This is a genomic window from Sphaerisporangium krabiense (assembly GCF_014200435.1).
Taxonomy (GTDB): Bacteria; Actinomycetota; Actinomycetes; order Streptosporangiales; family Streptosporangiaceae; genus Sphaerisporangium; species Sphaerisporangium krabiense.
The window spans coordinates 93,926-114,223 of record NZ_JACHBR010000002.1 but is presented as its reverse complement, the minus strand read 5'-3'; the positions used below and the strand labels follow the sequence as shown (position 1 = coordinate 114,223).

The 20,298-nt window shown below is 73.6% G+C and carries 20 protein-coding genes and 1 tRNA gene; 8 read left to right on the top strand and 13 right to left on the bottom strand.

Features of this window, described 5'->3' with window-relative positions; genetic code table 11:
- Positions 1-44 precede the first annotated feature (44 nt).
- Entirely contained in the window at positions 45-1,517 is a 1,473-nt protein-coding gene (locus BJ981_RS28605) for a vWA domain-containing protein (protein ID WP_184616545.1), read from the bottom strand.
- A gap of 221 nt (positions 1,518-1,738) precedes the next feature.
- On the opposite strand from BJ981_RS28605, the gene BJ981_RS28600 reads away from it, so the two are divergent.
- Both BJ981_RS28600 and BJ981_RS28595 read left to right on the top strand, forming a co-directional pair.
- A complete protein-coding gene (locus BJ981_RS28600; protein ID WP_184616544.1) occupies positions 1,739-3,136 on the top strand; it encodes a selenium-binding protein SBP56-related protein in 1,398 nt (465 codons plus the stop codon).
- Positions 3,137-3,143: 7 nt separating this feature from the next.
- Positions 3,144-3,746 carry a hypothetical protein gene (locus tag BJ981_RS28595; RefSeq protein ID WP_184616543.1) on the top strand — a complete coding sequence of 201 codons (603 nt, stop codon included), beginning with the start codon at positions 3,144-3,146 and terminating at the stop codon, positions 3,744-3,746.
- Between the two features lie 62 nt (positions 3,747-3,808).
- On the opposite strand, the gene BJ981_RS28590 is transcribed toward BJ981_RS28595, so the two are convergent.
- A complete protein-coding gene (locus BJ981_RS28590) occupies positions 3,809-4,462 on the bottom strand; it encodes a class I SAM-dependent DNA methyltransferase (RefSeq protein WP_184616542.1) in 654 nt (217 codons plus the stop codon).
- A gap of 261 nt (positions 4,463-4,723) precedes the next feature.
- Between BJ981_RS28590 and BJ981_RS28585 the strand changes: the two genes are divergently transcribed.
- Both BJ981_RS28585 and BJ981_RS28580 read left to right on the top strand, forming a co-directional pair.
- On the top strand, positions 4,724-5,530 hold the full coding sequence (locus tag BJ981_RS28585; protein WP_184616541.1) for a YndJ family protein: 807 nt from the start codon (positions 4,724-4,726) through the stop codon (positions 5,528-5,530).
- A gap of 33 nt (positions 5,531-5,563) precedes the next feature.
- Positions 5,564-6,106, top strand: coding sequence for a DUF1990 domain-containing protein (locus tag BJ981_RS28580; protein WP_184616540.1), 543 nt, complete (start codon positions 5,564-5,566; stop codon positions 6,104-6,106).
- On the opposite strand, the gene BJ981_RS28575 is transcribed toward BJ981_RS28580, so the two are convergent.
- The 9 genes from BJ981_RS28575 to BJ981_RS28535 all read right to left on the bottom strand — a co-directional run bounded on the left by BJ981_RS28575 (position 6,073) and on the right by BJ981_RS28535 (position 12,531).
- On the bottom strand, positions 6,073-6,894 hold the full coding sequence (locus BJ981_RS28575) for a GNAT family N-acetyltransferase (RefSeq protein ID WP_184616539.1): 822 nt from the start codon (positions 6,892-6,894) through the stop codon (positions 6,073-6,075). The genes BJ981_RS28580 and BJ981_RS28575 overlap by 34 nt on opposite strands.
- Positions 6,895-6,949: 55 nt before the next feature.
- Positions 6,950-7,504: a UTRA domain-containing protein gene (locus BJ981_RS28570; RefSeq protein WP_239139551.1), complete on the bottom strand. Its 555-nt coding sequence runs from the start codon at positions 7,502-7,504 to the stop codon at positions 6,950-6,952.
- Positions 7,505-7,573: 69 nt separating this feature from the next.
- A tRNA-Ala gene (locus BJ981_RS28565) sits at positions 7,574-7,646 on the bottom strand.
- A 69-nt stretch (positions 7,647-7,715) separates the two neighbouring features.
- Positions 7,716-8,939: an MFS transporter gene (locus BJ981_RS28560; RefSeq protein ID WP_184616538.1), complete on the bottom strand. Its 1,224-nt coding sequence runs from the start codon at positions 8,937-8,939 to the stop codon at positions 7,716-7,718.
- A gap of 204 nt (positions 8,940-9,143) precedes the next feature.
- A complete protein-coding gene (locus tag BJ981_RS28555) occupies positions 9,144-9,851 on the bottom strand; it encodes an SRPBCC family protein (protein WP_184616537.1) in 708 nt (235 codons plus the stop codon).
- 69 nt (positions 9,852-9,920) lie between these two features.
- Entirely contained in the window at positions 9,921-10,310 is a 390-nt protein-coding gene (locus BJ981_RS28550; RefSeq protein WP_184616536.1) for a hypothetical protein, read from the bottom strand.
- Positions 10,307-10,669 carry a hypothetical protein gene (locus tag BJ981_RS28545; protein WP_184616535.1) on the bottom strand — a complete coding sequence of 121 codons (363 nt, stop codon included), beginning with the start codon at positions 10,667-10,669 and terminating at the stop codon, positions 10,307-10,309. Before BJ981_RS28545 ends, BJ981_RS28550 begins: the two co-directional genes overlap by 4 nt.
- Positions 10,670-10,815: 146 nt before the next feature.
- Positions 10,816-11,697 carry a COG1361 family protein gene (locus tag BJ981_RS28540; RefSeq protein WP_184616534.1) on the bottom strand — a complete coding sequence of 294 codons (882 nt, stop codon included), beginning with the start codon at positions 11,695-11,697 and terminating at the stop codon, positions 10,816-10,818.
- Between the two features lie 126 nt (positions 11,698-11,823).
- The gene (locus tag BJ981_RS28535; RefSeq protein ID WP_184616533.1) at positions 11,824-12,531 is read right to left on the bottom strand and encodes a TetR/AcrR family transcriptional regulator; all 708 of its coding nucleotides are present in this window, start codon (positions 12,529-12,531) and stop codon (positions 11,824-11,826) included.
- Positions 12,532-12,624: 93 nt separating this feature from the next.
- Here BJ981_RS28535 and BJ981_RS28530 point away from each other — a divergent pair, with 93 nt between their 5' ends.
- Positions 12,625-14,028 (top strand): MDR family MFS transporter, encoded by a 1,404-nt coding sequence (locus tag BJ981_RS28530; protein ID WP_184616532.1) that lies wholly within the window; start codon positions 12,625-12,627, stop codon positions 14,026-14,028.
- Between the two features lie 139 nt (positions 14,029-14,167).
- Positions 14,168-14,914, top strand: a complete 747-nt coding sequence (locus BJ981_RS28525) for a GntR family transcriptional regulator (RefSeq protein WP_184616531.1) — start codon at positions 14,168-14,170, stop codon at positions 14,912-14,914.
- A 14-nt stretch (positions 14,915-14,928) separates the two neighbouring features.
- Here BJ981_RS28525 and BJ981_RS28520 read toward each other — a convergent pair whose 3' ends face one another.
- Positions 14,929-15,372, bottom strand: coding sequence for a hypothetical protein (locus BJ981_RS28520; protein ID WP_184616530.1), 444 nt, complete (start codon positions 15,370-15,372; stop codon positions 14,929-14,931).
- 151 nt (positions 15,373-15,523) lie between these two features.
- Between BJ981_RS28520 and BJ981_RS28515 the strand changes: the two genes are divergently transcribed.
- On the top strand, positions 15,524-18,745 hold the full coding sequence (locus BJ981_RS28515; protein ID WP_184616529.1) for a CHAT domain-containing protein: 3,222 nt from the start codon (positions 15,524-15,526) through the stop codon (positions 18,743-18,745).
- 11 nt (positions 18,746-18,756) lie between these two features.
- Here BJ981_RS28515 and BJ981_RS28510 read toward each other — a convergent pair whose 3' ends face one another.
- Complete coding sequence (locus BJ981_RS28510; RefSeq protein ID WP_184616528.1) at positions 18,757-19,287, bottom strand: TetR/AcrR family transcriptional regulator; 531 nt, start codon at positions 19,285-19,287, stop codon at positions 18,757-18,759.
- A 100-nt stretch (positions 19,288-19,387) separates the two neighbouring features.
- Here BJ981_RS28510 and BJ981_RS28505 point away from each other — a divergent pair, with 100 nt between their 5' ends.
- Positions 19,388-20,296, top strand: a complete 909-nt coding sequence (locus BJ981_RS28505) for a TIGR03564 family F420-dependent LLM class oxidoreductase (RefSeq protein WP_184616527.1) — start codon at positions 19,388-19,390, stop codon at positions 20,294-20,296.
- Positions 20,297-20,298 lie beyond the last annotated feature (2 nt).

Below are 20,298 nucleotides of genomic sequence, written 5' to 3'. Positions count from 1 at the left end.
CCAGTGTATCGGACATCGCCGGGCGCGCCGAACCGGTTACGCCGTCACCGCAGCGACGCCGCCGTGCGGATCAGCTCGGCCAGCTCGGCCACCATGGGGTCCTGGGTCAGGGCCGCGAGCCGCGTCGCCTGGTCGGACAGGTCGCCGAGGTTCTCCGTCAGCAGGCCGTCCCCGGCGCCCCTGAGCCGCTGGGCGAAGCCCGCGACCACCGCGTCCACCTGCAGCGCCGTGGGGGCGCCCTCCCACAGGGAGCCGGACAGCCCGGCGACCTCCAGGGCGCGGCTGGCCTCGCCGGGCGCGCGGCTGTCGGGGTCCAGCCAGCGGACGGTCGCCACCGCGAGCTGCCCGGAGGCGCCCGGCTTCAGCCGCACCTCGTACAGCGCGGTGACCGCGTGCCCGGGGCCGACCTCGCCGCCGTCCTTGGTGTCGTCGCGGAAGTCCTCCTGCGCCAGCGCCCGGTTCTCGTAGCCCACCAGCCGGTAGGACTCGACGGTGGCCGGGTTGAACGCCACCTGCGCCTTGGCGTCGCGGGCCCGCAGGTCCAGGGCGGCGGGCAGCCGCTCGACGAAGACCTGGCGGGCGTCCTCCCGCGAGCTGACGTAGATCGCCGCGCCGTCGCCGTTGTCGGCCAGCCGCTCCATCAGGGCGTCGCCGTAGTCGCGGCCGACGCCCACGCACAGCAGGGTGACGCCGCGCGCGGCGTGCTCCTCGACCCGCTTGAGGATGCCCTGCCAGGTGGTGTCGCCGGTGTTGGCGAGGCCGTCGGACAGGACGACGACGCGGTTGGTGGCCACCGGCCGGAAGGCGCGGGAGGCCTCCTGGTAGCCGGTGACCAGCCCGGCCTCCAGGTTGGTCGAGCCCTCCACGGCCAGCGTGTCGATCGCCGCGTGCAGGTCCTCGCGCCGGTCGGCGCCGGTCATGGGCAGGCGCAGCCGCGCCTGGTCGCTGAAGGAGACGATGGCCACCGCGTCGCCGGGGCCGAGCTGGTCGACGAGGGTGTGCAGGGATTCGCGGACCAGGTCGAGCCGGCCCGGGTCGCCCATGGAGCCGGACACGTCGACCACGAAGGTCAGGTTGGCCGGTCTCCTGGCGGCCGTGTCGGTGGTCCTGGTCTGCAGGCCGACCCGCAGCAGCGCGCCGCCGTCCCGCCGCGCCCCGTCCACCTGCACGGAGAAGCCGTCGCCCGGCGGCTCGGCGTACCCCTGGCGGAAGGCGTTGACGAACTCCTCGGGCCGCACCTGGCCGGGGGCGGGGAGGCGGCCGTCCTTCAGCGCGGTCTTGGCGTACCCGTAGGAGGCGGTGTCGACGTCGAGGGCGAACGTGGACAGTTCGGCGGGGGAACGTTCGGCGGGCGAGCTGGAGGAGGAGGGGCGCCGTTCCTCTGGCGGTACGGGCGCGGTGGGGGCGGGGGCGTGCGCGCCGCCGTCCGACTGCGTGCTCACCGGCTCCCCGGCCGCGCACGCCGACAGGAAGAAGGTGAGGGCCACAACGGCACCGGTGAGGTATCGCGTCTTCATGGGAGCCTCCTTGGCGTCACCCCTTAGGACGACCGGTCCGAAGGACATCGCCGGGGCCGTCACGCAAGCGACGGCGAACCGCGATCCGGCCGTGACCCCCCGATCTCCCCACCGGCACAGGACTTTCCGGACGTACCAGGAGTAAAGCCCTGGTCACTCTGGACAAGTCCACGTTTCCCTACAAGATTGATAGGTTATCGAACCGGTCCGAAGGGGGTCATGTGCTCATCCAACCCGATCCCACGTTCTATCCCTCCGCCCGCGAGGCCATGAGAGCGCCGCGCGAGAAGCTGGCGTACGTCGCCCTGCTCGACACCCAGGGGGAGGGCAGGCCCGACGGACTCGCCACCGTCGACCTCGACCCCGACTCCCCCGCCTACGGCACGGTCGTCGGCGTGCACGACATGACCGTGCCCGGCGACGAGCTGCACCACTTCGGGTGGAACGTGTGCAGCGCCGCGCTGTGCCCCTACGCCCCGCACCCGCACGTCGAGCGGCGCTACCTCGTCGTCCCGGGGCTGCGCTCCTCGCGCATCTACGTGTTCGACGTCAAGGACGACCCGGCGCGGCCGAAGCTGGTCAAGACCATCGAACCCGAGGTGATCTTCGAGCGCACCGGCTACAGCCGTCCCCACACCGTCCACTGCGGCACGGACGCCATCTACGTCAGCGCGCTCGGCAACGTGGACGGCGACGCGCCCGGCGGCGTGTTCATGCTCGACCACGACACCTTCGAGCCCCTCGGCCCCTGGGAGGCCGACCGGGGGCCGCAGCGGCTGCACTACGACTTCTGGTGGCACCTCGGCCACGACACGATGATCACCAGCGAGTGGGGCACGCCCAACATGATCGAGGCCGGCCCCGACCTCGATCTGCTCGTCGGCCGCCGGTACGGCCACAAGCTGCACGTCTGGGACCTGCGCAAGCGCACCCACCAGCAGGAGATCGACCTCGGCGACCAGCACCAGATGGCGCTCGAGCTGCGCCCGGCCCACGACCCCACCAAGACCTACGGGTTCGTCAACACCGTGATCAGCGTGGAGGACCTGTCGGCCAACATCTTCACCTGGTACCTGGAGGACGGCGTCTGGAAGGCCAAGAAGACGATCACGATCCCGGCCGAACCCGCCGACCCGGCCCTGCTGCCCGAGCCGCTCAAGCAGTTCGGCGCGGTCCCGCCGCTGGTCAGCGACATCTCCCTCACCCTGGACGACCGCATCCTGCTCGTCTCGGCGTGGGGCACCGGCGAGCTGCTCGCCTTCGACGTGTCCGACCCGCTGAACCCGCGGCAGACCGGCTCGGTGCGCGTCGGCGGCATCACCGGGCGCGCCGCCCACCCGGGCTCCCCCGGCACGCCGCGCAACGGCGGCCCGCAGATGGTCGAGGTCAGCAGGGACGGCAGGCGGGCGTACTTCACCAACTCCCTCTACCGGTCCTGGGACGAGGTGTTCTACCCCGACGGCATCGACGGGTGGCTGGTCAAGGCCGACATCGCCGAGGACGGCTCGATCGCCCTCGACCCCGCCTTCCTGGTGGACTTCGCCGCCGACGGGCGCCGGCCGCACCAGGTGAGGCTGCAGGGCGGCGACTCCTCCTCCGACTCCTACTGCTACCCCTGAGCGGCGCATGGAGCTGACCCAACTGCTCGTCCTGGCCGGGTTCGGCGCCTTCCACGGCCTGAACCCGGCCATGGGCTGGCTGTTCGCGGTGGCGCTCGGCCTGCAGGAACGGTCGCGGCGCGCCGTGCTCGGCGCGCTGCCGCCGATCGTGCTCGGGCACGCCGGGTCGGTGCTGGTCACGCTGGCGCTCGTGGCCGCCGTCCGGATGGCCACCCCGCCGCGGGCGGTGTCGTACGGCGTGGCGGCGCTGGTGTGCGGGTTCGGCCTGTGGAAGCTGCTGCGGCGGCGCCACCCTCGCTGGGTCGGCATGCGCGTCACGGGGTGGCAGCTCGCCGGGTGGTCGTTCCTCATGGCGACCGCGCACGGCGCGGGGCTGATGCTGCTGCCGGTCACGCTGGCGGGCCATGAGCGGGCGGCGCTCGCGCTCAGCCGCGAGACCCTCACGGCCGCCGGGGTGCACACCGCCGCGATGCTGGCCGTGACGGCCACGCTCGCGGTCGTCGTGTACGAGCGGCTCGGCGTGTCCGTGCTGCGCCGGGCGTGGTTCAACCTCGACCTGGCCTGGGCGGTCGCCCTCATCGGGGCCGGCGTGTTCGCCGCCCTGACATGACCGGCTCTGACAGGACCGGCCCTGACATGACCGGCCGCGCGGCCGGGCACGGCGCGCCGCGGTCAGAAGGTGTTCCTCCGGCAGTTGAGGAAGAGCTGCATCTCGAAGGGGTCGTTCTCGCTGGCCGGCACGTACGCCAGGTCCATCTGCTCGCGCACCGAGAAACCGGCCTCCTGCACGACCGCCCGCAGCGCCGCCCGGCCGTAGCCGGTCATGCGCATGGGCGTGCCGAGGACGCGGACCGGCGCGTCGTCCATGTCCATCTCGACCATGCCGAGGCCGAGCCAGCCGCCGGGGACCAGGACCTCGTGCAGGCGGAGCAGGGACGCCATGATCTCTTCGCGCCGCAGCATGGACAGCGAGAAGTACGCCGCGACCGCGTCGAAGCGGCCGAGCGTGTCGTCCAGTTCGACGACGTCCAGCAGGTGCAGGTCGGCCTCGGGCGCGTTCTGGGCGGCGATGGAGAGCATGACGGGCGAGATGTCGATGCCCGTGACCTCGCAGCCGGCCTCGATGAACTGCCGCGCCGTGGGCGCGCCCGTGCCGCAGCCGACGTCCAGCACGCGGGCGCCGGGGCGGAGCTTGCGCAGGATCCATTCCGTGGAGGCGATCTGACCGCCCTTGTAAGGAAAGGCCTCGTCGTACCTGTCGCCGATCTTGTCGAACGCCTCGGCCTGCGCCGCCCGATGCACCGGGCGCGAGCGTCCCACAGCCATTCCGTCCACCCAACGCCGGAGGAGTATCTGCCTCTCCATTAAATAGGGTGATACCACTCACAAAGTCAAGTGGAGTCATGATGTGGAGTTAACAGTATAGACGAAGAAACATGAGTCGCGCGTCTTATGTCGTAAATGTCCGTATCACCCGCCCTTCCCGGGCGGCATCGCCGCCCATAATGCGACCCCGGAATATCCCGCGCGCCGCGCCCTGATACCGTGCCGTCAGAAGTGTCTTGAACACGTTCAACCGGAGGCGGCATGGTCCCCCTGGTCAATGTGATCATCATGGCCGGCATGCTCATCGTGGTCCCTCTCGGGCTGCGGCTGGTCGACGTCCCGCGCGCGGTCCGCATCACCTGGATCGCCGGGGCCGTGCCGGGCGCGTTCTCGCTCTGGCTTCCCCGCGGTCCTGGCGCCGTCGCGCTCGCCGTCCCCTACGCGCTCGCCACCGCCGTGCTCGCCGCGCACGCGGCCACGCGCCTGCGCCGGCGGTTGCCGTCGCCACGCGAGGTCGCCGTGCTGACCGCGCTCGCCGCCCCGTCGGTCGCGGGCGTGTCACTGCTCTGGGAACGCGCGGGCCATCCGCTGATGGGGTTCAAGCCGCCGATCCTGGCCCTGACCGTGGCGCACTTCCACTACGCCGGGTTCGCCGCCGCGCTGGTCGCGGGCCTGGTGTGCCGCGCCACCGGGGAGCGGAGGGCCTCCAGGGCCGCCGCGCTGACGGTGCCCTGCGGGACGGCTTTGGTGCTGGCCGGCTACTTCGTCGGCGACTGGGCGGAACTGGCGGGTGCGATCGTCCTGACTGCGGGCATGTGGCTGGTGGGCCTGCTGACCTGGACGCAGGTGCGGCGCCTCGCCGGGGACCGCCTGACGGGCGCTCTGCTCGCCGTCTCGGCCGCGGTCCTGTCCGCCACGATGCTGCTCGCGCTGAGCTGGGCCCTGGGCGAGGCCACCGGCCTCCCCCACCCGTCGATCGCGTGGATGGCCGCCACCCACGGCGTGTGCAACGCCGCGGGGTTCGCGCTGTGCGGGGTGGCCGCCTGGCGCAGGCTGCGGCCCCTGTGAAACCCCTGGAGACCTTGGGAGATGGAGAGCGTCATGGACCCGAAGCGCTACCTGACCGCGCGACCGACCTACGCCGATGTGGGGGCCACCCGCGCCCGAGACCTCCCGCCGGGCTACCACCACCTGCGGCGCCGGTACACCGTGGGCGAGGCGTCCGCGCTCGGCCGCGCGGCCGACGCCCTGCTGACCTGGCGGGTGCACTCCGCGCTCGGCCTGCGGCCCCGGGCCACCGCGCCCCGGGCGACGCCGGGCGCGGTGGTCGTGAACCGCCTGGGGATCGGCCCGCTCGCCCTGACGGCCCCCTGCCGGGTCATCTGGACCGTCGAGGAGGAGAACCGCGCCGGGTTCGCCTACGGCACGCTCCCGGGCCATCCGGAGTGCGGCGAGGAGTCCTTCCTGCTGGAGGCCGGCCCCGGCGGGGAACTGGTCTTCACCGTCGCCGCCTTCACCCGGCCGGGCCGCTGGTACAGCCGCCTGGGGTGGCCGGTGGCCGTCCTGGCGCAGAGCTTCTTCAGCGGGCGCTACGCCGCCGCCGTGCGCCGCTACGCCGGGGGCGCGAACGCGATGGAGGCGTAGTCGCTGACGGGGCGGTACCCGAGGTTCTGGTAGATGGAGTTGGACGTCGGGTTGGCGAGGTCGGTGAACAGCAGCAGCAGATCGGCCCCCGCCCGCTGGGCCGCGCGGGTGGCCGCGTGCGTCACCGCCGAGCCGTACCCGCGCCCGCGCGACCCCGGCGGCGTGTAGACGGGCCCGATCCGGGACATGCCGCTGATCGGGCGGGAGAAGGCGGCCATCGCGACCGGCCGCCCGGCGTCCACCCACAGCACCATCTCGCCCTGGGCGATCCGGTGCCGCATCTCCGGCAGGAAGTCGCGGCCCGCGTTCTCGGGCTCGGCCTCGGCCATGAAGTCGCGCATCCAGGAGGCCACCCACCCCGCGTCGGCCTCGTCGGCCGGGCGCGACGTGCCGGTGGACGACGGCGGCCGCAGGTCGCCGAGCCGGTAGAGACGCTGGACCATGCGGCTCGACTCGGCGAGGCCGACGGCGGCGGCGAACGCCTCGGCCTGCTCCTTGAAGCCGCTCACGCCGGAGATCGGCCGGCCGCGCAGCGTCTCGGCCAGCGCCGCCACCGAGCCGAGCGGGATGTCGCCGAGCAGCACGGGATAGGGCGGGGTGTGGATGACGGCGCCGCGGACATCGCCGCCGTCGGTCAGCCAGCCGAGGGTGGGGTCGTCGGCCCACAGGCCGTGGCGCAGACGGCTCAGCACGGTCAGCGGCACGGTGTTGCGCGTGGGATCGGCCCGCAGCCACGCCGCGGCGGCTTCGGGGAACTCCTCCAGGCGCGAGGTGAAGGTCCAGGACATGCCGGACAGTGTTTCAAGGCGCGCCCCGGCACGGCGAACGGGTTTTCCCCGCCGGCTAGAACTCGTCGGCGCCGGCGACCTGGGTGATCGTGAAGACGTGCCGGGAGGCGGCGCAGATCGTCTCCAGGGTGTGGATCGGCGTGCCGGAGGTGTCGTGGCCGGTGCGCACGATCTGGACGACCCACTCCCCCGGCGCGAGCTCCAGCGTGGCCGCCTCGTGGTCCTCGGGCGGGCGGGCGATCAGCTCCTCCTCGGCGTGGCCGAAGCGGTGGCCGAGCGCCTCGATGCCGGCCTGCAGGCTGGGGCGGACGAACCCGGGGTCGCTCAGGGGCGTGCCGCCGAAGAGGTCGATCCGGAAGTAGCTGGTGGCCACGCGCACCGGGACGCCGCCGGCGAGCAGCAGCTTTCGGCGCGCCAGCACCTCCTCGCCCGGCGCGACGCGCAGCGCGGCGGCGACGCGGGCCTTCGCGGGTTCGGTGCCCACGTACAGCATGCGGCGATCGGCGCGCAGGCCCTGGCGCTCGGCCTCGGTGACGAACAGGGAGGCGGAGGCGCGGACGGCGGGGTCGGTGGGAAGGGCGCGCCGCACCAGCACCCTGGTTCGGTCCACGCTTCCGGCCCTTCCCCTGAAACGGCGATACCGCCCTCGGGGGGGGCGGTATCGAGTGGTTCGCGAGAGTGGAGCTATGGGGATTCGAACCCCAGACCTCCTCCATGCCATGGAGGCGCGCTACCAGCTGCGCTATAGCCCCTTGCGAATGCGGGCCCAGTCTATCGGAACCTGACCACTGCGTGGGCCCGCGGTCGCACGGCGGCGGGCCCTACCGGGCCTCGTCTTCGAGCATGCGGTTCCCCGCCGCGTACCACCCGGTGAGCACCTGCGCCGCGACCACGGCGAACAGCAGGACGAACGGCAGCGTCCAGCCCCCGGTGGCGGAGTAGAGCACGCCGACCACGATCGGGCCCGCCCCGGAGATGAGGTATCCGACGCTCTGCCCGAAGGCCGACAGCGCGGCGGTGGCCTCGGCGGTGCGGGTGCGCAGGGTCAGCAGGGTCAGCGCGAACGGGAAGGATCCCATGCCGACGCCGACGAGGATCACCGACGGCCAGAGCAGCGCGGACGGCCCCGCCAGCAGCCCGGCGAACCCGATCACGTAGAGGACGGCGAACCCGGCGATCATGGGCCGCTGGTTCGCGAGCCGCGCCGCGACGGCGGGGACGGCGAGCGCGACCGGGATCCCGAGCGCGGAGAAGACGGCGAGGCACGTCCCGGCCCCGGCGCTGCTGAAGCCGCGGTCCTGGAGCATCTGGGCGAGCCAGCCGAACATCACGTAGGCGAGGAGGGACTGCGTGCCGAAGTACCCGGCGACGGCCCAGGCGAGTCGGCTGCGGACCAGGGCGCGCGGCCCGGCGTCGCGGCGCCCGGGGGCGCGCGCGGGCTCGCGGCGCAGGAGAGCGAGCCAGGGAACGGCGGCGACCGCCGCCAGCGCCGCCCAGACGCCGAGCGCGACGTGCCAGTCGCCGCCCGCGGCGCGCTCGATCGGGATCGTGGCGGCGGCGGCGAGCATGGTGCCGACGGCCAGGGCGGTGGTGTAGACGGTCATCATCGCGCCGGCGCGTCCCGGGAAGTGGCGCTTGACCAGCGTCGGGATCAGCACGTTGCCGACCGCGCCGCCGGAGAGGGCGAGCACGCTGGCCGCCAGGAACACCCAGGAGGAGTCGACCGCGACGCGCACCAGGAGGCCGGCGCCGAGGGCGACGAGCGCGACCAGCAGGAGGCGGTGCTCGCCGGCGCGGCGGGCCAGCGCGGGGGTGACGACGCCGAACACCGCGAAGCACAGCACCGGCAGCGAGGTGAGCAGTCCCGTCACGACGCCGGACATGCCGAGGGAGCGGCTGACCTGGTCGAGGACGGGGCCGACGCTGGTGACGGCCGTGCGCAGGTTGAGCGCGGCGAGCACGATGCCGAGCACGATGAGCCAGGGAAGCGATCCCGTTCTTCCCGGCCCGCGCGTCGTGGGCGCGAAGGGGGTGAGCACGCTCATGGCGGGATCGGTCCTCCTGTTCAGCGGCTGGACGATTCATAGGATGATTGGATGTCCGCTACTGTATCAGACGCCGATAAGTCCGCTTTACTCCTGCTGTGCCATTCGCTGACCGACCCCGGAAACGGCGAAGGGGGCGGGTCGCCCCGCCCCCCACTCCTTCGCGCCCCCCTCAGGCGCCCGTGGTGCCGGGCGCCCGCGTCGTCAGGCCAGACGCTCGGGCTTGAGCGGCGGCTCGTCGTCCCAGCGCGGGTCGCCCGTCGGCGAGACCGGGCCGCTGCCGGGCGCCGGGAGCGTCGTCTCCGGCGGGTAGTCGCGCTGGACCGGCTGCGGCGGCACCGGCTCGCCGTAGGCGGCGCCGGCCCGGTCGTAGGCGGGGTCGGGCGCGGTCGCGCCGGTGCCGTGCAGCACGTCACCGTGGGGCGCCGTGCGCGCGGCGGCGCTGTGGTCGCCGTCGAGGGGCGCCGGGACCTCCCCGCGCCAGCCGCCCGTCTCGTGCCCCTTGGACTCGACGAACTTCTTGAAGCGTTCGAGGTCGCCGTGGACGCGCATGCGGACGAGCTGGAGCTTGTCGCCGACCTGCTCGACGAGCCCCTCGGGCTCGAACTCCATCTGGAGCATGACCCGGGTCGTGTCGTCGGTGATCCTGTGGAAGGTCACCACGCCGGCCTGGCGCGGCTCCTCCAGCGAGCGCCACGCGACGCGCTCGTCCGGACGCTGCTCGGTGACCTCGGCCTCGAACTCGCGGTGGACGCCCGCGACCTGGACGGTCCAGGCGAGACGGGTGTCGTCGATCTGCTTGACCGACTCGACCCCTTCCATGAACTCGGGGAAGCTCTCGAACTGGGTCCACTGGTTGTACGCGGTGCGCACGGGCACGGCGACGTCGACGGAGTGCTCGATCGTGCTCATCAGGGCTCCCTCCCTCTGGTGTGACCTTCGTGTGGCCTCGGGAAATCGCCCTGCCCGCCGTCGTCCCCTCTAATCAGGCCGCCGGGTCCGCAAAAGCCAAAAAAGGCCGACCAGCGGCAGAACCAGCGGGATGAACACGTACCCGCTGCCGTACCCGGACCAGACGGTCGCGTGCGGGAACGCCGCCGGGTCGGCCAGGCTGAGCGTCCCGACGATCAGCACTCCGGCCAGCTCGATCGCGCACGCCGCCAGCGCCGTCCGGCGGGCGCCCCTGGCCAGGGCGACGGTGAGCACGACGTAGACGGCGGCGGCGAACGCCGACAGGGCGTAGGCCAGCGGCGCCTCGTCGAACCGGGTGGCGATCTGCACGCCCGCGCGGGCGCCGGCGGCGAGCGCGAAGATGCCGTACACCGCCACCAGCAGGCGCCCCGGTCCGGTGCCGACCGGCGCGGCGGTCACGGCGTCCCCTGCCAGATCTGCAGCAGGCGCCCGACCATGACCGGGATCGCGAAGCAGGCCACCGCGGCGACCGCGGGCCCCCAGCGGGTGCGCTCGGCGAGCGCCCAGAGCGCGGCGACCGGCGGGATGACCACGGTGCCGGCCAGGTAGCCGATGAACGTGGCCGTCTCGTGCGGGCTCTGGCCGCCGACGACCTTGGCCACGCCGATGCCCGCCTGCACGAGCAGCCCGAGCTCCAGCACCCCGAGGCCGACGAGCAGCACGACCCCCATGGCCCTGTTCCTGATCGCGACGATCACGCACACCGCGGCGAGCAGCAACGCGCCGATGATCAGCGCGGTGGCCAGGCCGCCGATCATCGGGCGTCCTCGCGGCTCGGCACGGGCCGGGACACCGGGGTCTTCGGGAACATGGCAGGTAGGGTATCGGCCGCCCGCCTCGGTCCCGCCCCCGAGGAGACCCCTCCGCGGCGCGCCACCGGAGAGGGTCCCCGGCGGGTCGTATGTCAGTCGCAGGTCACCAGCACGACCGACACCACCGTGCACCGCACCCGGTCGGAGTCGTTGGCGCTCACCGGGTCCACGGGGTCGGAGGCCGTGCGGGTGGCGGTGAAGGTGTAGGGGACGCCGATGGTGAGCAGCCCGAGCGGCACGGAGAACGTCCTGGTCACCGAGGACCCGGCGGGCACGGTCCCCGTCGCGCAGGTGACGGCGCCCTGGCCGGCGGCGCAGTCGCCGGGCGAGGCGGTGAGCCCGGCGGGCAGCGTCGTCGTGACGGTCGCGTCGCGCACCGCGCCCGGCCCGTTGCCGGTGACCCGCACCTTGAACTCGATTCTCGGGACGAGCAGGCCGAGCCGGGGCGTGGCGGTGAGGGCCACGGCGGCGTCGGCCTCGGCGAGCACGGTCAGCACCGGTCCGGTGACGAGCTCGGAGGCGTAGTTCGAGCCGCGCAGCTCGCCCTGGAACGTCCGCTCCCCCGGCGCGGCGTCCGGCGCGACGGACAGCGTGAAGGTGACGGTGGCCGAGGCTCCCCCGGAGAGCGCGCCGACCGGCGCCTGGAAGCCGACGGGGGTTCCGCCGCCGTCCGTGACCGTGGTGCAGGGACCCGCCGCGCCCGCGCATCCGGTGAGCGTGGCGTAGGACGGCAGGGCCGCGGGGGCGGTGAACACGCGTGCCGCCGCGTTCAGGACCGTGAAGGAGTGGACGTTGGTGACCGTGACGGTGACCGTCACCGGGTCGCCCGCCTGGACCTGCGCGGACGATAAGGACAGCGCCACCTCGGGCGGGTCGGCGAGCGCGGGGGCGGCGAAGAGGGAGGAAGCGACGACGGTGACGGCCAGCATGACGGCCGTCGCGACGACGGCGAGAGGATGCCGGAGGGATCTCATTGGAGCCTTTCGGTCTCGGAGAAATACCGAACCCTCTGACTATGGCCGCTGATATCCCGATTGGATGTCATATCGCGATTGATCGCTCACCATTCGTAGTGTCCGGATGCGGACACCCCGGCGGGCTCAGGGCAGCGACAGATCCGCGGCCAGGCCGTCGAGCAGCCATTTCAGGCCGCGCTCGAAGTTGTCGTCCGCCACGGGAACGCCGCGCTCCAGCAGCGGCGCGAGGTTGGGATAGCCGCCGCCGCGCACCATGTCCATGACGTAGGGCAGGAAGACCTCGTCGCGCTCCTCCCGCGTCATGCGGCCATGCCCGGACCGGCCCTCCAGGGCGTCGCGGATCACGTGCCCGAGGACGTAGTCGTCCACCGCGGTCATGACGCGCCACTTGCCCGCCACGTCGAGCGGGACGCCGGCCAGGACGGCCAGGGACTGCTCGCCGTGGCGCAGGCCGTTCGGCCCGACCCTGGGCCGCTGGGAGGCGAGGTCGATCATCCAGGGATGGCGCAGCATCGTCGCCCGGGTGGCGCGGGCGACGGCGAGCACGCCCTCGCGCCAGCCCGGCTGGGGCTCCTCGATGTGCGACTCGGCCACGACCTGGTCGTACATGAGGTCGAACAGGTCCTCTTTGCGCTCGATGTGGGAGTAGAGGCTCATCGCCCGCGCGCCCAGCTCGGCCGCGACCTTGCGGATGGACACGGCGGCCAGGCCCTCGGCGTCGGCCAGGGCGATGGCGGCGTCCACGATGGCCTCACGGGTGAGCGCGGGCCTGCGCCGCGGCGTCTCCCGCGCCCACACCGGGACGCGCGCCCCCTCGTCGGTCGTCTCCACAGCCCAAGTGTACGGCGTAGCGCTAAGCGCTACAGTGTACGGTCTTGCCGCTACAGTGTACGAGAACCGATACGGCGTACGGGAGGGCTCTGCATGACGACGACCACCGGCACCCCGCCGACGGGATTCGACCCCGCGCTGCGGCGGCTGGCCGCGCTCGTGGCGCTCGGCGCGATCGCGGCCATCCTCGACACCACGATCGTCAACGTCGCGGTCGACACGCTGGGCAGGAGCTTCGGCGCCTCGCTGTCCACGATCCAGTGGGTGGTGACCGGCTACACGCTCGCGCTGTCCATGACGATCCCGATCACCGGCTGGGTGGTCGAGCGCTTCGGCGCCAAGACGATGTGGCTGACCGCGCTCGCCCTGTTCGCCGCGGGCTCGCTGCTGTGCGGGCTCGCCTGGTCGGCCCCGTCGCTCATCGCCTTCCGCGTCCTGCAGGGCGTCGGCGGCGGGCTGCTCATGCCGGTCGGCCAGACCATGATCGCCAGGGCGGCGGGCCCCGGGCGCATGGGCCGGGCCATGGCCGTGGTCGCCGTCCCCGCGATGCTCGCGCCCGTGCTCGGTCCCGTGCTGGGCGGGGTGATCATCGACCACCTGGCCTGGCGCTGGATGTTCTTCGTCAACCTGCCGCTGTGCGGCCTCGCCCTCGCGCTCGCGGCGTGGCTCATGCCGTCCGGCGGCGACCGCGGCGCGGCGGGACGGCTGGACGTCGTCGGCCTCGCGCTGCTCTCCCCCGGCCTGGCCGCGCTCGTGTACGGATGCTCGCAGGCCGGCGGCGAGGACGGCCTCGCCGGCCCCGGCGCCGTGGCCGGGCTCGCCGGCGGGGTCGCGCTGATGGCGGCCTTCACGGCGTGGTCCCTGCGCGACGGCGAGCGGGCCCTGCTCGACCTGCGCGTCTTCCGCAACCGTCCCTTCGGCGCAGCCGTCACGGCCCTGTTCTTCTACTCGGCCGCCTCGGCGGGATTGACGATCCTGGTGCCGCTGTACGCGCAGATGACCCGAGGGGCGGACGCCCTGGACGCCGGCCTGCTCATCGCCCCGCTGGGCGTGGGCGCGATCATCACGATGCCGCCGGCCGGGCGGCTGACCGACCGTCTCGGGGCCCGGGGCGTCGCGCTGTGCGGCCTCGCCCTCGCCCTGGCCGGCATGTTCGCCTACACGCGCACCGACGCCGCCACTCCCGCGTGGATCCTGATGGGGGCGCTGTTCGTCGTGGGCCTCGGACACGGAGCCCTGGCGCCGTCGCTCGCGGCGGCCTCCTACCAGGGGCTGCCCGGCGCGGTGATCCCGGCGGCCACCGCGACGAGCAACATCGCCATCAGGACGGCGACCTCGCTGGGCGTCGCCGTGCTGGTCATCGTGCTGCAGAGCCGCCTGCGCGCCGCGCCGCAGGCCCCGGTCCACGCCTTCTCCGGCGGGTTCTGGTGGGCGCTGGTCATCGCCCTGGCGGCCGTCGTCCCCGCGGCCCTGGTGCCCCGGCGGCCCGCGACGTGAGAGAAATCCCAGGTCAGAGCCGTCTCCCGGGCCGCCCGGCCGTGAAGAAGGGAAAGGCGAACTGTATTCTGTAGGCGGTTGAGGAAGGAGTCCCGGCGGCCGCGCGAGCCGCGGCGCCGTGGTGATCATTGGAGTCGCGATGTCCGCGCAGGACCTCGCAGGCAGGGCCGCCGCACACAAGATCGCCCGTCCCGTCCCGTTGCGCGAGAGCGTCCACGAGGCGCTCCTGGAGCTCATCATCAGGCGGGCCGTCCGGCCGGGCGAACACCTGGCCGAGAGCGAGCTCGCCGAGATGCTCGGCGTCTCCCGGCAGCCGGTCAGGGAAGCGCTGCAGCACCTCAGCCGGGAGGGCTGGGTGGACCTGCATCCCGGGCACGGCGCGTTCGTGCACGTCCCCACCTTCGCGGAAGCCGACCAGTTGCTCGCCGTGCGGTGCCTGCTGGAGACCGAGGCCGCGCGGCTGGCGGCCCGGCACCGCACCGACGAGGCGATCGGGCGGCTGCGCGAGCGGTGCATGCGGGGCATGGCCGCCATCGAGGCCGGCGACAACGACGCGGTGGTGGCGCTCAACGCCGAGTTGCACGGGATCGTCATGGAACTCGCCGGCAACGCGGTGCTCACCGACCTGGCCGCGCAGGTCTCCCGCCGCGTGCGGTGGTTCCAGTCCCCGGTGGCGCTCCAGCGCGGCGACCTGGCCTGGAAGGAGCACGCCGAGCTCATCGACAACCTCGACCGCGGGGACGCAGAGGGGGCCGCCGAGGTCATGAGGCGTCACACCGATCACACCCGCGAGCTGTACCTGCGCCGGCTCGCCCAGGAGGAGCCGGCGCGGCCGGAGGCCGAGCGCCGCAGGCCCCGGCGGACCCCGGCGACATCCGGCCGCTGAGGGCGGCGCGGCGCTCAGTCCGGACGGCCCGCCCAGTTCACCTCGTATCCGGCCTCCTGCAACCGGATCACCGTGTGGGTGAGGTCGTCGTCCCGGAACTCCCGCCAGACGCCGAGGAGCGTGGCGACCGGTCCGGGCAGTTCCACGTTCTCGTACCGGGCGGGCGTGCCCCACTGGAGATGCAGGGCCCGGCCCGGCGCGGTGGCGGGGGTGGCCGTGAACGGCCGCCAGTGAAGGGTGTGGCCGCGGAACCTCGCGTCCAGGACCACGACGCCGCTCTCGAACGCCTCCACGGGCATTCCGAACCCGACGCGCAGGTAGCGCTCTTCCCACAGGACCAGCAGGCGCGTCGCCTTCAGGACGGACGGCAGCACGCCGAGGTCCGATATCGCCGCGACCCCGTCGGCGCCCGGCGTGAAGCCCCGGGAAGAGATATATCCGACATATGGTTGGTCCATATCTTCCGTCAAAATATGGACCTGCGTGGGAGGTCCATAGCCGAGCTGGCCAATCGTCTCTTCGGCGACTCTCGGCAGGATATCGAGTAAGTGTTCCGCGATATCTGGCATTCGCTCAGTATCGCCGAGTCACCGCTGCCATGATCCTGACATGGCGGAAAACCGGGAGAAATTGCTGGCTGCCCTCCGGTCGAGGACGGGCGGCTACGCCGTGCTCGATCCGTCCGCGCTCGCCGAGGCCGAGGCGCTCTTCGCCGCCACGACGCGCGTCCACGACCTGCCCGAGACCTGTCACGCGGCCGGGACGCTGCACTGGCGTCGTGCCCGGTCCCTGGCGGACGAACGCGCCGCGCACGAGGTGGACGTCGCCGTCCTGCTGTTCATGATGGTCCACCGGTCGGGTTCGCCGCTGCCGCTGCCGGAGCCGATCGCCTCCTCGCTGGCCGAGGACCTCGCGGACCCTCCGGGTGACCTCACCTGGATGCGCTTCCTGGAAGTGCTCGAAACGTGGCTGTCGAACGGAGCCGATCCGTACCGGCTGCGGCTCGCCGTGCACGTCGGGCGCAACGCCGCGCGGTCCACTCCCGCCGGGCATCCCGCGCGGAGCGTCCACCTGATCTTCCTCGCCAACGCCCTGCGGTGCCTGTTCGAGCACTCCGGCGACCTGGCGAGCCTGGACGAGGCCACCGAGATCGGGCAGCGGGGCGCGGCGGAGGCATGGACGGACGAGGACCGCGCCGCCTTCCTCGCCGGCCTCGCCACCAGCCTGCGGGTCCGTTACGAGCACACCGGCGACGTGTCCGCGCTGCACCGGTCCGCCGAGACCAGCCGGTGGGTGCTGCGCATCATCCCGGACGACCACCCCCGGCGGTTCGTGGTTCTCATGGAGCTGAGCCTGGCCCTGCGCACCCTGTACCACCGCACCGACGACCCTGCGCTGCTCGACGAGTCGTGCGCGCTCGGGGCGGCGGCGATCGAGGCTTTCTCCGCCGACTCTCCGCCGCCCGCCGAGATGCTCACCAACCACAGCAGCGCGCTGCGGGCGCTGTTCGAGCGCACAGGCCGCCAGAAGGTGCTGGGCGAGGCGATCGCCGTCGCCCGCCGGGCGGCCGGGCGGGCCCTACCCCGCACCCCGGTCCAGGTGGCGTGCCGGTACAACCTCGCCGGCCTGCTGCGCGAGCAGTTCGAGCACACCGGGGACCTGCCGGCGCTGGACGAGGCCATCACCCTCGCGCGCGCGGTCGTCGACGTCACGGGCCCGCTCCACCCTGACGCGCCGCTGTACCGGTCGGCGCTCACGGCGTGGCTGGTGGACCGCTTCCAGCGCACCGGCGACCCGGCGACGCTGGACGAGGCGATCGCGCTCGGCCGTACGGCGTTGGAGGCCGTCTCCGAGGAGCATCCCCTTTGGACGCAGTCGGCGACCAACCTCGCCGTCGCGCTGAAGGCCAAGGCCGACCACATCGGCGACGCCGGCCTGCTGGGCGAGGCGATCGCGCTCCACCGGCGGTCCGCGAGGAACGCCCACGGCCGTTTCCGGGCCGGAGCCGCCACCGTACTGGCCAACGCCCTGCTCGCGTCCTACGAGCTCACCGGCGACACGGCCGCCCTGCGCGAGGCGATCGGGCAGGGCAGGACCGCCCTTGCCGCGCTCTCCGCCGACGACCCCGCCCGGGCGATCTGCGCGGTCAACCTGTCCCACGCGCTGCACGAGCTGGCCGGGGCGACCGGCGAGGACCACGCGGCGCAGGAGGCCGTCGGCCTGCTGGAGGAGGTCGCGGGACAGGAGCAGGCCAGGACCGCGGTCCGGATTGACGCCGCCCGCGGCTGGGGCAGGCTGGCGGTGCGCCGCGGTGAGACGGAAGGGGCGGCGCGGGGGCTGGCCGCCGCCGTGGAGTTGCTGCCTCGCCTGGCGGCCCGCGGCCTGTCCCGGTCCGACGCCACGCGCTGGCTCGCCGAGTACGCGCGGCTGGCCGGGGACGCCGCGGCGCTGGCCGTGGCGACCGGACGGCCCGAGCGGGCGGTCGAGCTGCTGGAGATGGGGCGCGGCGTGCTGCTGGCCCAGGCCCTTGACTCGCGTACCGACCTGACCGAGCTGCGCGAGCGGGACGCGGCGCTCGCCGACCGGTTCGCCTACCTGGCCACGCGGCTCGACGCCGACGAGACCGGCGGCCCGTCCGACTCCCCCGACCTGCGCCGGGAACTGGCCGGCGAGCTGGCGGAGTTGACCGAGCGCATCCGGTCGCTGCCCGGCCTCGACCGGTTCCTGCTGCCCCCGGACCTGACGCGTCTGCGCGCCGAGGCGCGCGGCGGCCCGGTCGTCATGGTCAACGTCAGCGACCACCGGTGTGACGCGCTGATCCTCACCGCCTCCGGCGTCCAGGTGCAGGAGCTGCCCGCCCTGAGCACGCGGGCCGTCCACGAACGGCTCGCCGTGATGCGCGACGCGCTGGCTTGCAGGAGCAGCAGGTCGGAGCCGGAACGCGAGCGGGCCGAACGGGCGATGCACGCCACGCTGGCCTGGCTCTGGGACGCCGTCGCGGGCCCGGTCCTCGACCGTCTCGGGCTGACGGGCGCGCCCGACGGTGACCGGCGCCTGTGGTGGGTGCCGTGCGGCCCCATGGCGTACTTCCCCCTGCACGCGGCCGGGCACCACCAGGACCCGCCGGGCCCCGGCCGCCGTACGGTGATGGACCGGGTCACGTCCTCCTACACCACCACCGTCCGGGCGCTGGCCCATGCCCGGGCGCGGCAGGCGGAGCGGCCCGGTGCCCGCCGCCCGCGTGTGCTCGTGGTCGCCATGCCGGAGACGCCCGGCGCGACTCCCCTGCCGGGGGCCCGGGTCGAGTACTCCCGGCTGTCCCGGCTCTTCCCCGGCCTGGACGGGCTGGTCGGCCGGGACGCCACCCGCGACGCCGTCCTGTCCCGGCTTCCCGGCAGCGCCTGGGCGCACTTCGCCTGCCACGCCGCCGCCGACCCCGCCGACCCGTCCGGCAGCCACCTGCTGGTGCACGACCACGCCGGCCGGCCGCTCGACGTGGTCGAGGTGTCCCGGCTCCGGCTACGGGACGCCGAGCTCGCCTACCTGTCGGCCTGCAACACCGCCGTCACCGCGCCGGAGCTGGCCGACGAGTGCGTCCACGTCGTCACGGCCTTCCAGCTCGCCGGGTTCTCGCACGTCGTCGGCACGCTGTGGGAGATCGGCGACGCCGTCGCCGCGCAGTTCGCCGGCACCGTGTACGAGGGCCTGGTCGCGGCGGGCTCCGACCCGGCGCATGCGGCGCGCTGCCTGCACCGGGCGACGCGCGCCCTGCGCGACCGCCATCCGGACAGGCCGACCCTGTGGGCCTCCCACGTCCACATGGGGGCCTAGGCCCGGCACGCTCAGGCCGGGGACGCCCGGAGGCCGTCGAGGATGACGGTGGTGAGGGCGTCGTCGGCGCGGGCGCCGGGGCGGCAGACGGCCACGTTGAGCAGGCCGACGACCTCGCGCGGCGGGATGTCGGGGCGCATGGCCCCTTCCCGCTGGGCCTGCTCGGCGATCCGCGTCAGCAGGGCGTCCACGTCGCCGACCAGGCCGGGCAGCTCGGGGTGGGCGGTGGGCGCGCCGCTGAGCGACTTGGTGAGAGAGAGCGGCAGCTCGACACAGTGCTCCGTCATCAGCCGCAGCACCTGCCAGCCGGGCAGCCCCTGGGCGGCGAGCTCGCGGCCCGTGGTCAGGAGCCGGCGCAGGCTGTCGACGGCGATCTCCTCCAGCAGGGCCTGCCGGTCGGGGAAGTGCCGGTAGAGCGTGCCGACGCCGAGGCCGGCCGCCCGCGCGATCTCCTCCATGGAGACGCCGGGGCCGCGCCCGGTGAACAGCTCGACCGCGGTCGCGACGATCAGGTCGCGGTTGCGGCGCGCGTCGGCTCGCACGTCCGGGTCCTCCTCGGCTCGCTCTGCGATCGGAATCCGGGATTCAGGTTACTGTACGCTGATACCGGAAGATGAACGTCCGATTCACCTTGGAGTGATCATGAAGTTCGGCGTCCACGTCGGAGAAGAAGGGCTGAGCCTCGACGGGCTGATCGGGCAGGTGCGCACGGCGGCCGAGGCCGGGCTGGACAGCGTGTACGCCAACCAGCTCACCTCGTGGGACGCGGTCACGCTCGCCGCGCTCGCCGCCCGTGAGGTCCCCGGCATCGACGTGGGGACGGCGGTGACCCAGACCTACCCCCGGCATCCGCTGGCGCTCGCCGGACAGGCGCTCACCGCCCAGGCCGCGGGCCGCGGCCGGTTCGTCCTCGGCGTCGGGCCGAGCCACCAGCCGATCATCGAAGGCTGGTTCGGCTACTCCTACGCCCGCCCCGCCCGGCACGTCCGCGAGTACCTGACGGCGCTCGGCCCGCTGCTGCGCGGCGAGCAGGTGGACTACCGCGGCGAGACCCTCACGGCCGCGGGCCGGGTCGAGGTGCCCGGCGCCACGCCCCCGCCCGTCCTGCTGTCGGCGCTCGGCCCCGTCATGCTCGGCATCGCGGGCGAGCTGACCGACGGCGTCGTCACCACCTGGACGACGCCCCGCACGACCGGCGAGTACATCGTCCCCGCCGTCACCCGCGCCGCCTCCCGGGCCGGCCGCCCCGCCCCGCGCGTCGTCACCACGGTCATCGTGGCCCTCACCACCGACCCCGAGGCCGCCGTCCGCCGGGTCGCCGACGTCTACGGCATGGCCGGGAACCTCCCCAGCTACCGCGCCCTGCTCGACCGCCAGGGCCTGACCGGCGTCCACGAGACCGTCGTCGCCGGCGACGAGACCACCGTCGAACGCGCCCTGCGCTCCTACGCCGACGCCGGCGCCACCGAACTCCTCGTCAGCCCCTTCGGCGACCACGCCCACCGCGCCCGCGTCCTCGACCTGCTCAGCGCGCTACGCGGCCGCACGTGATC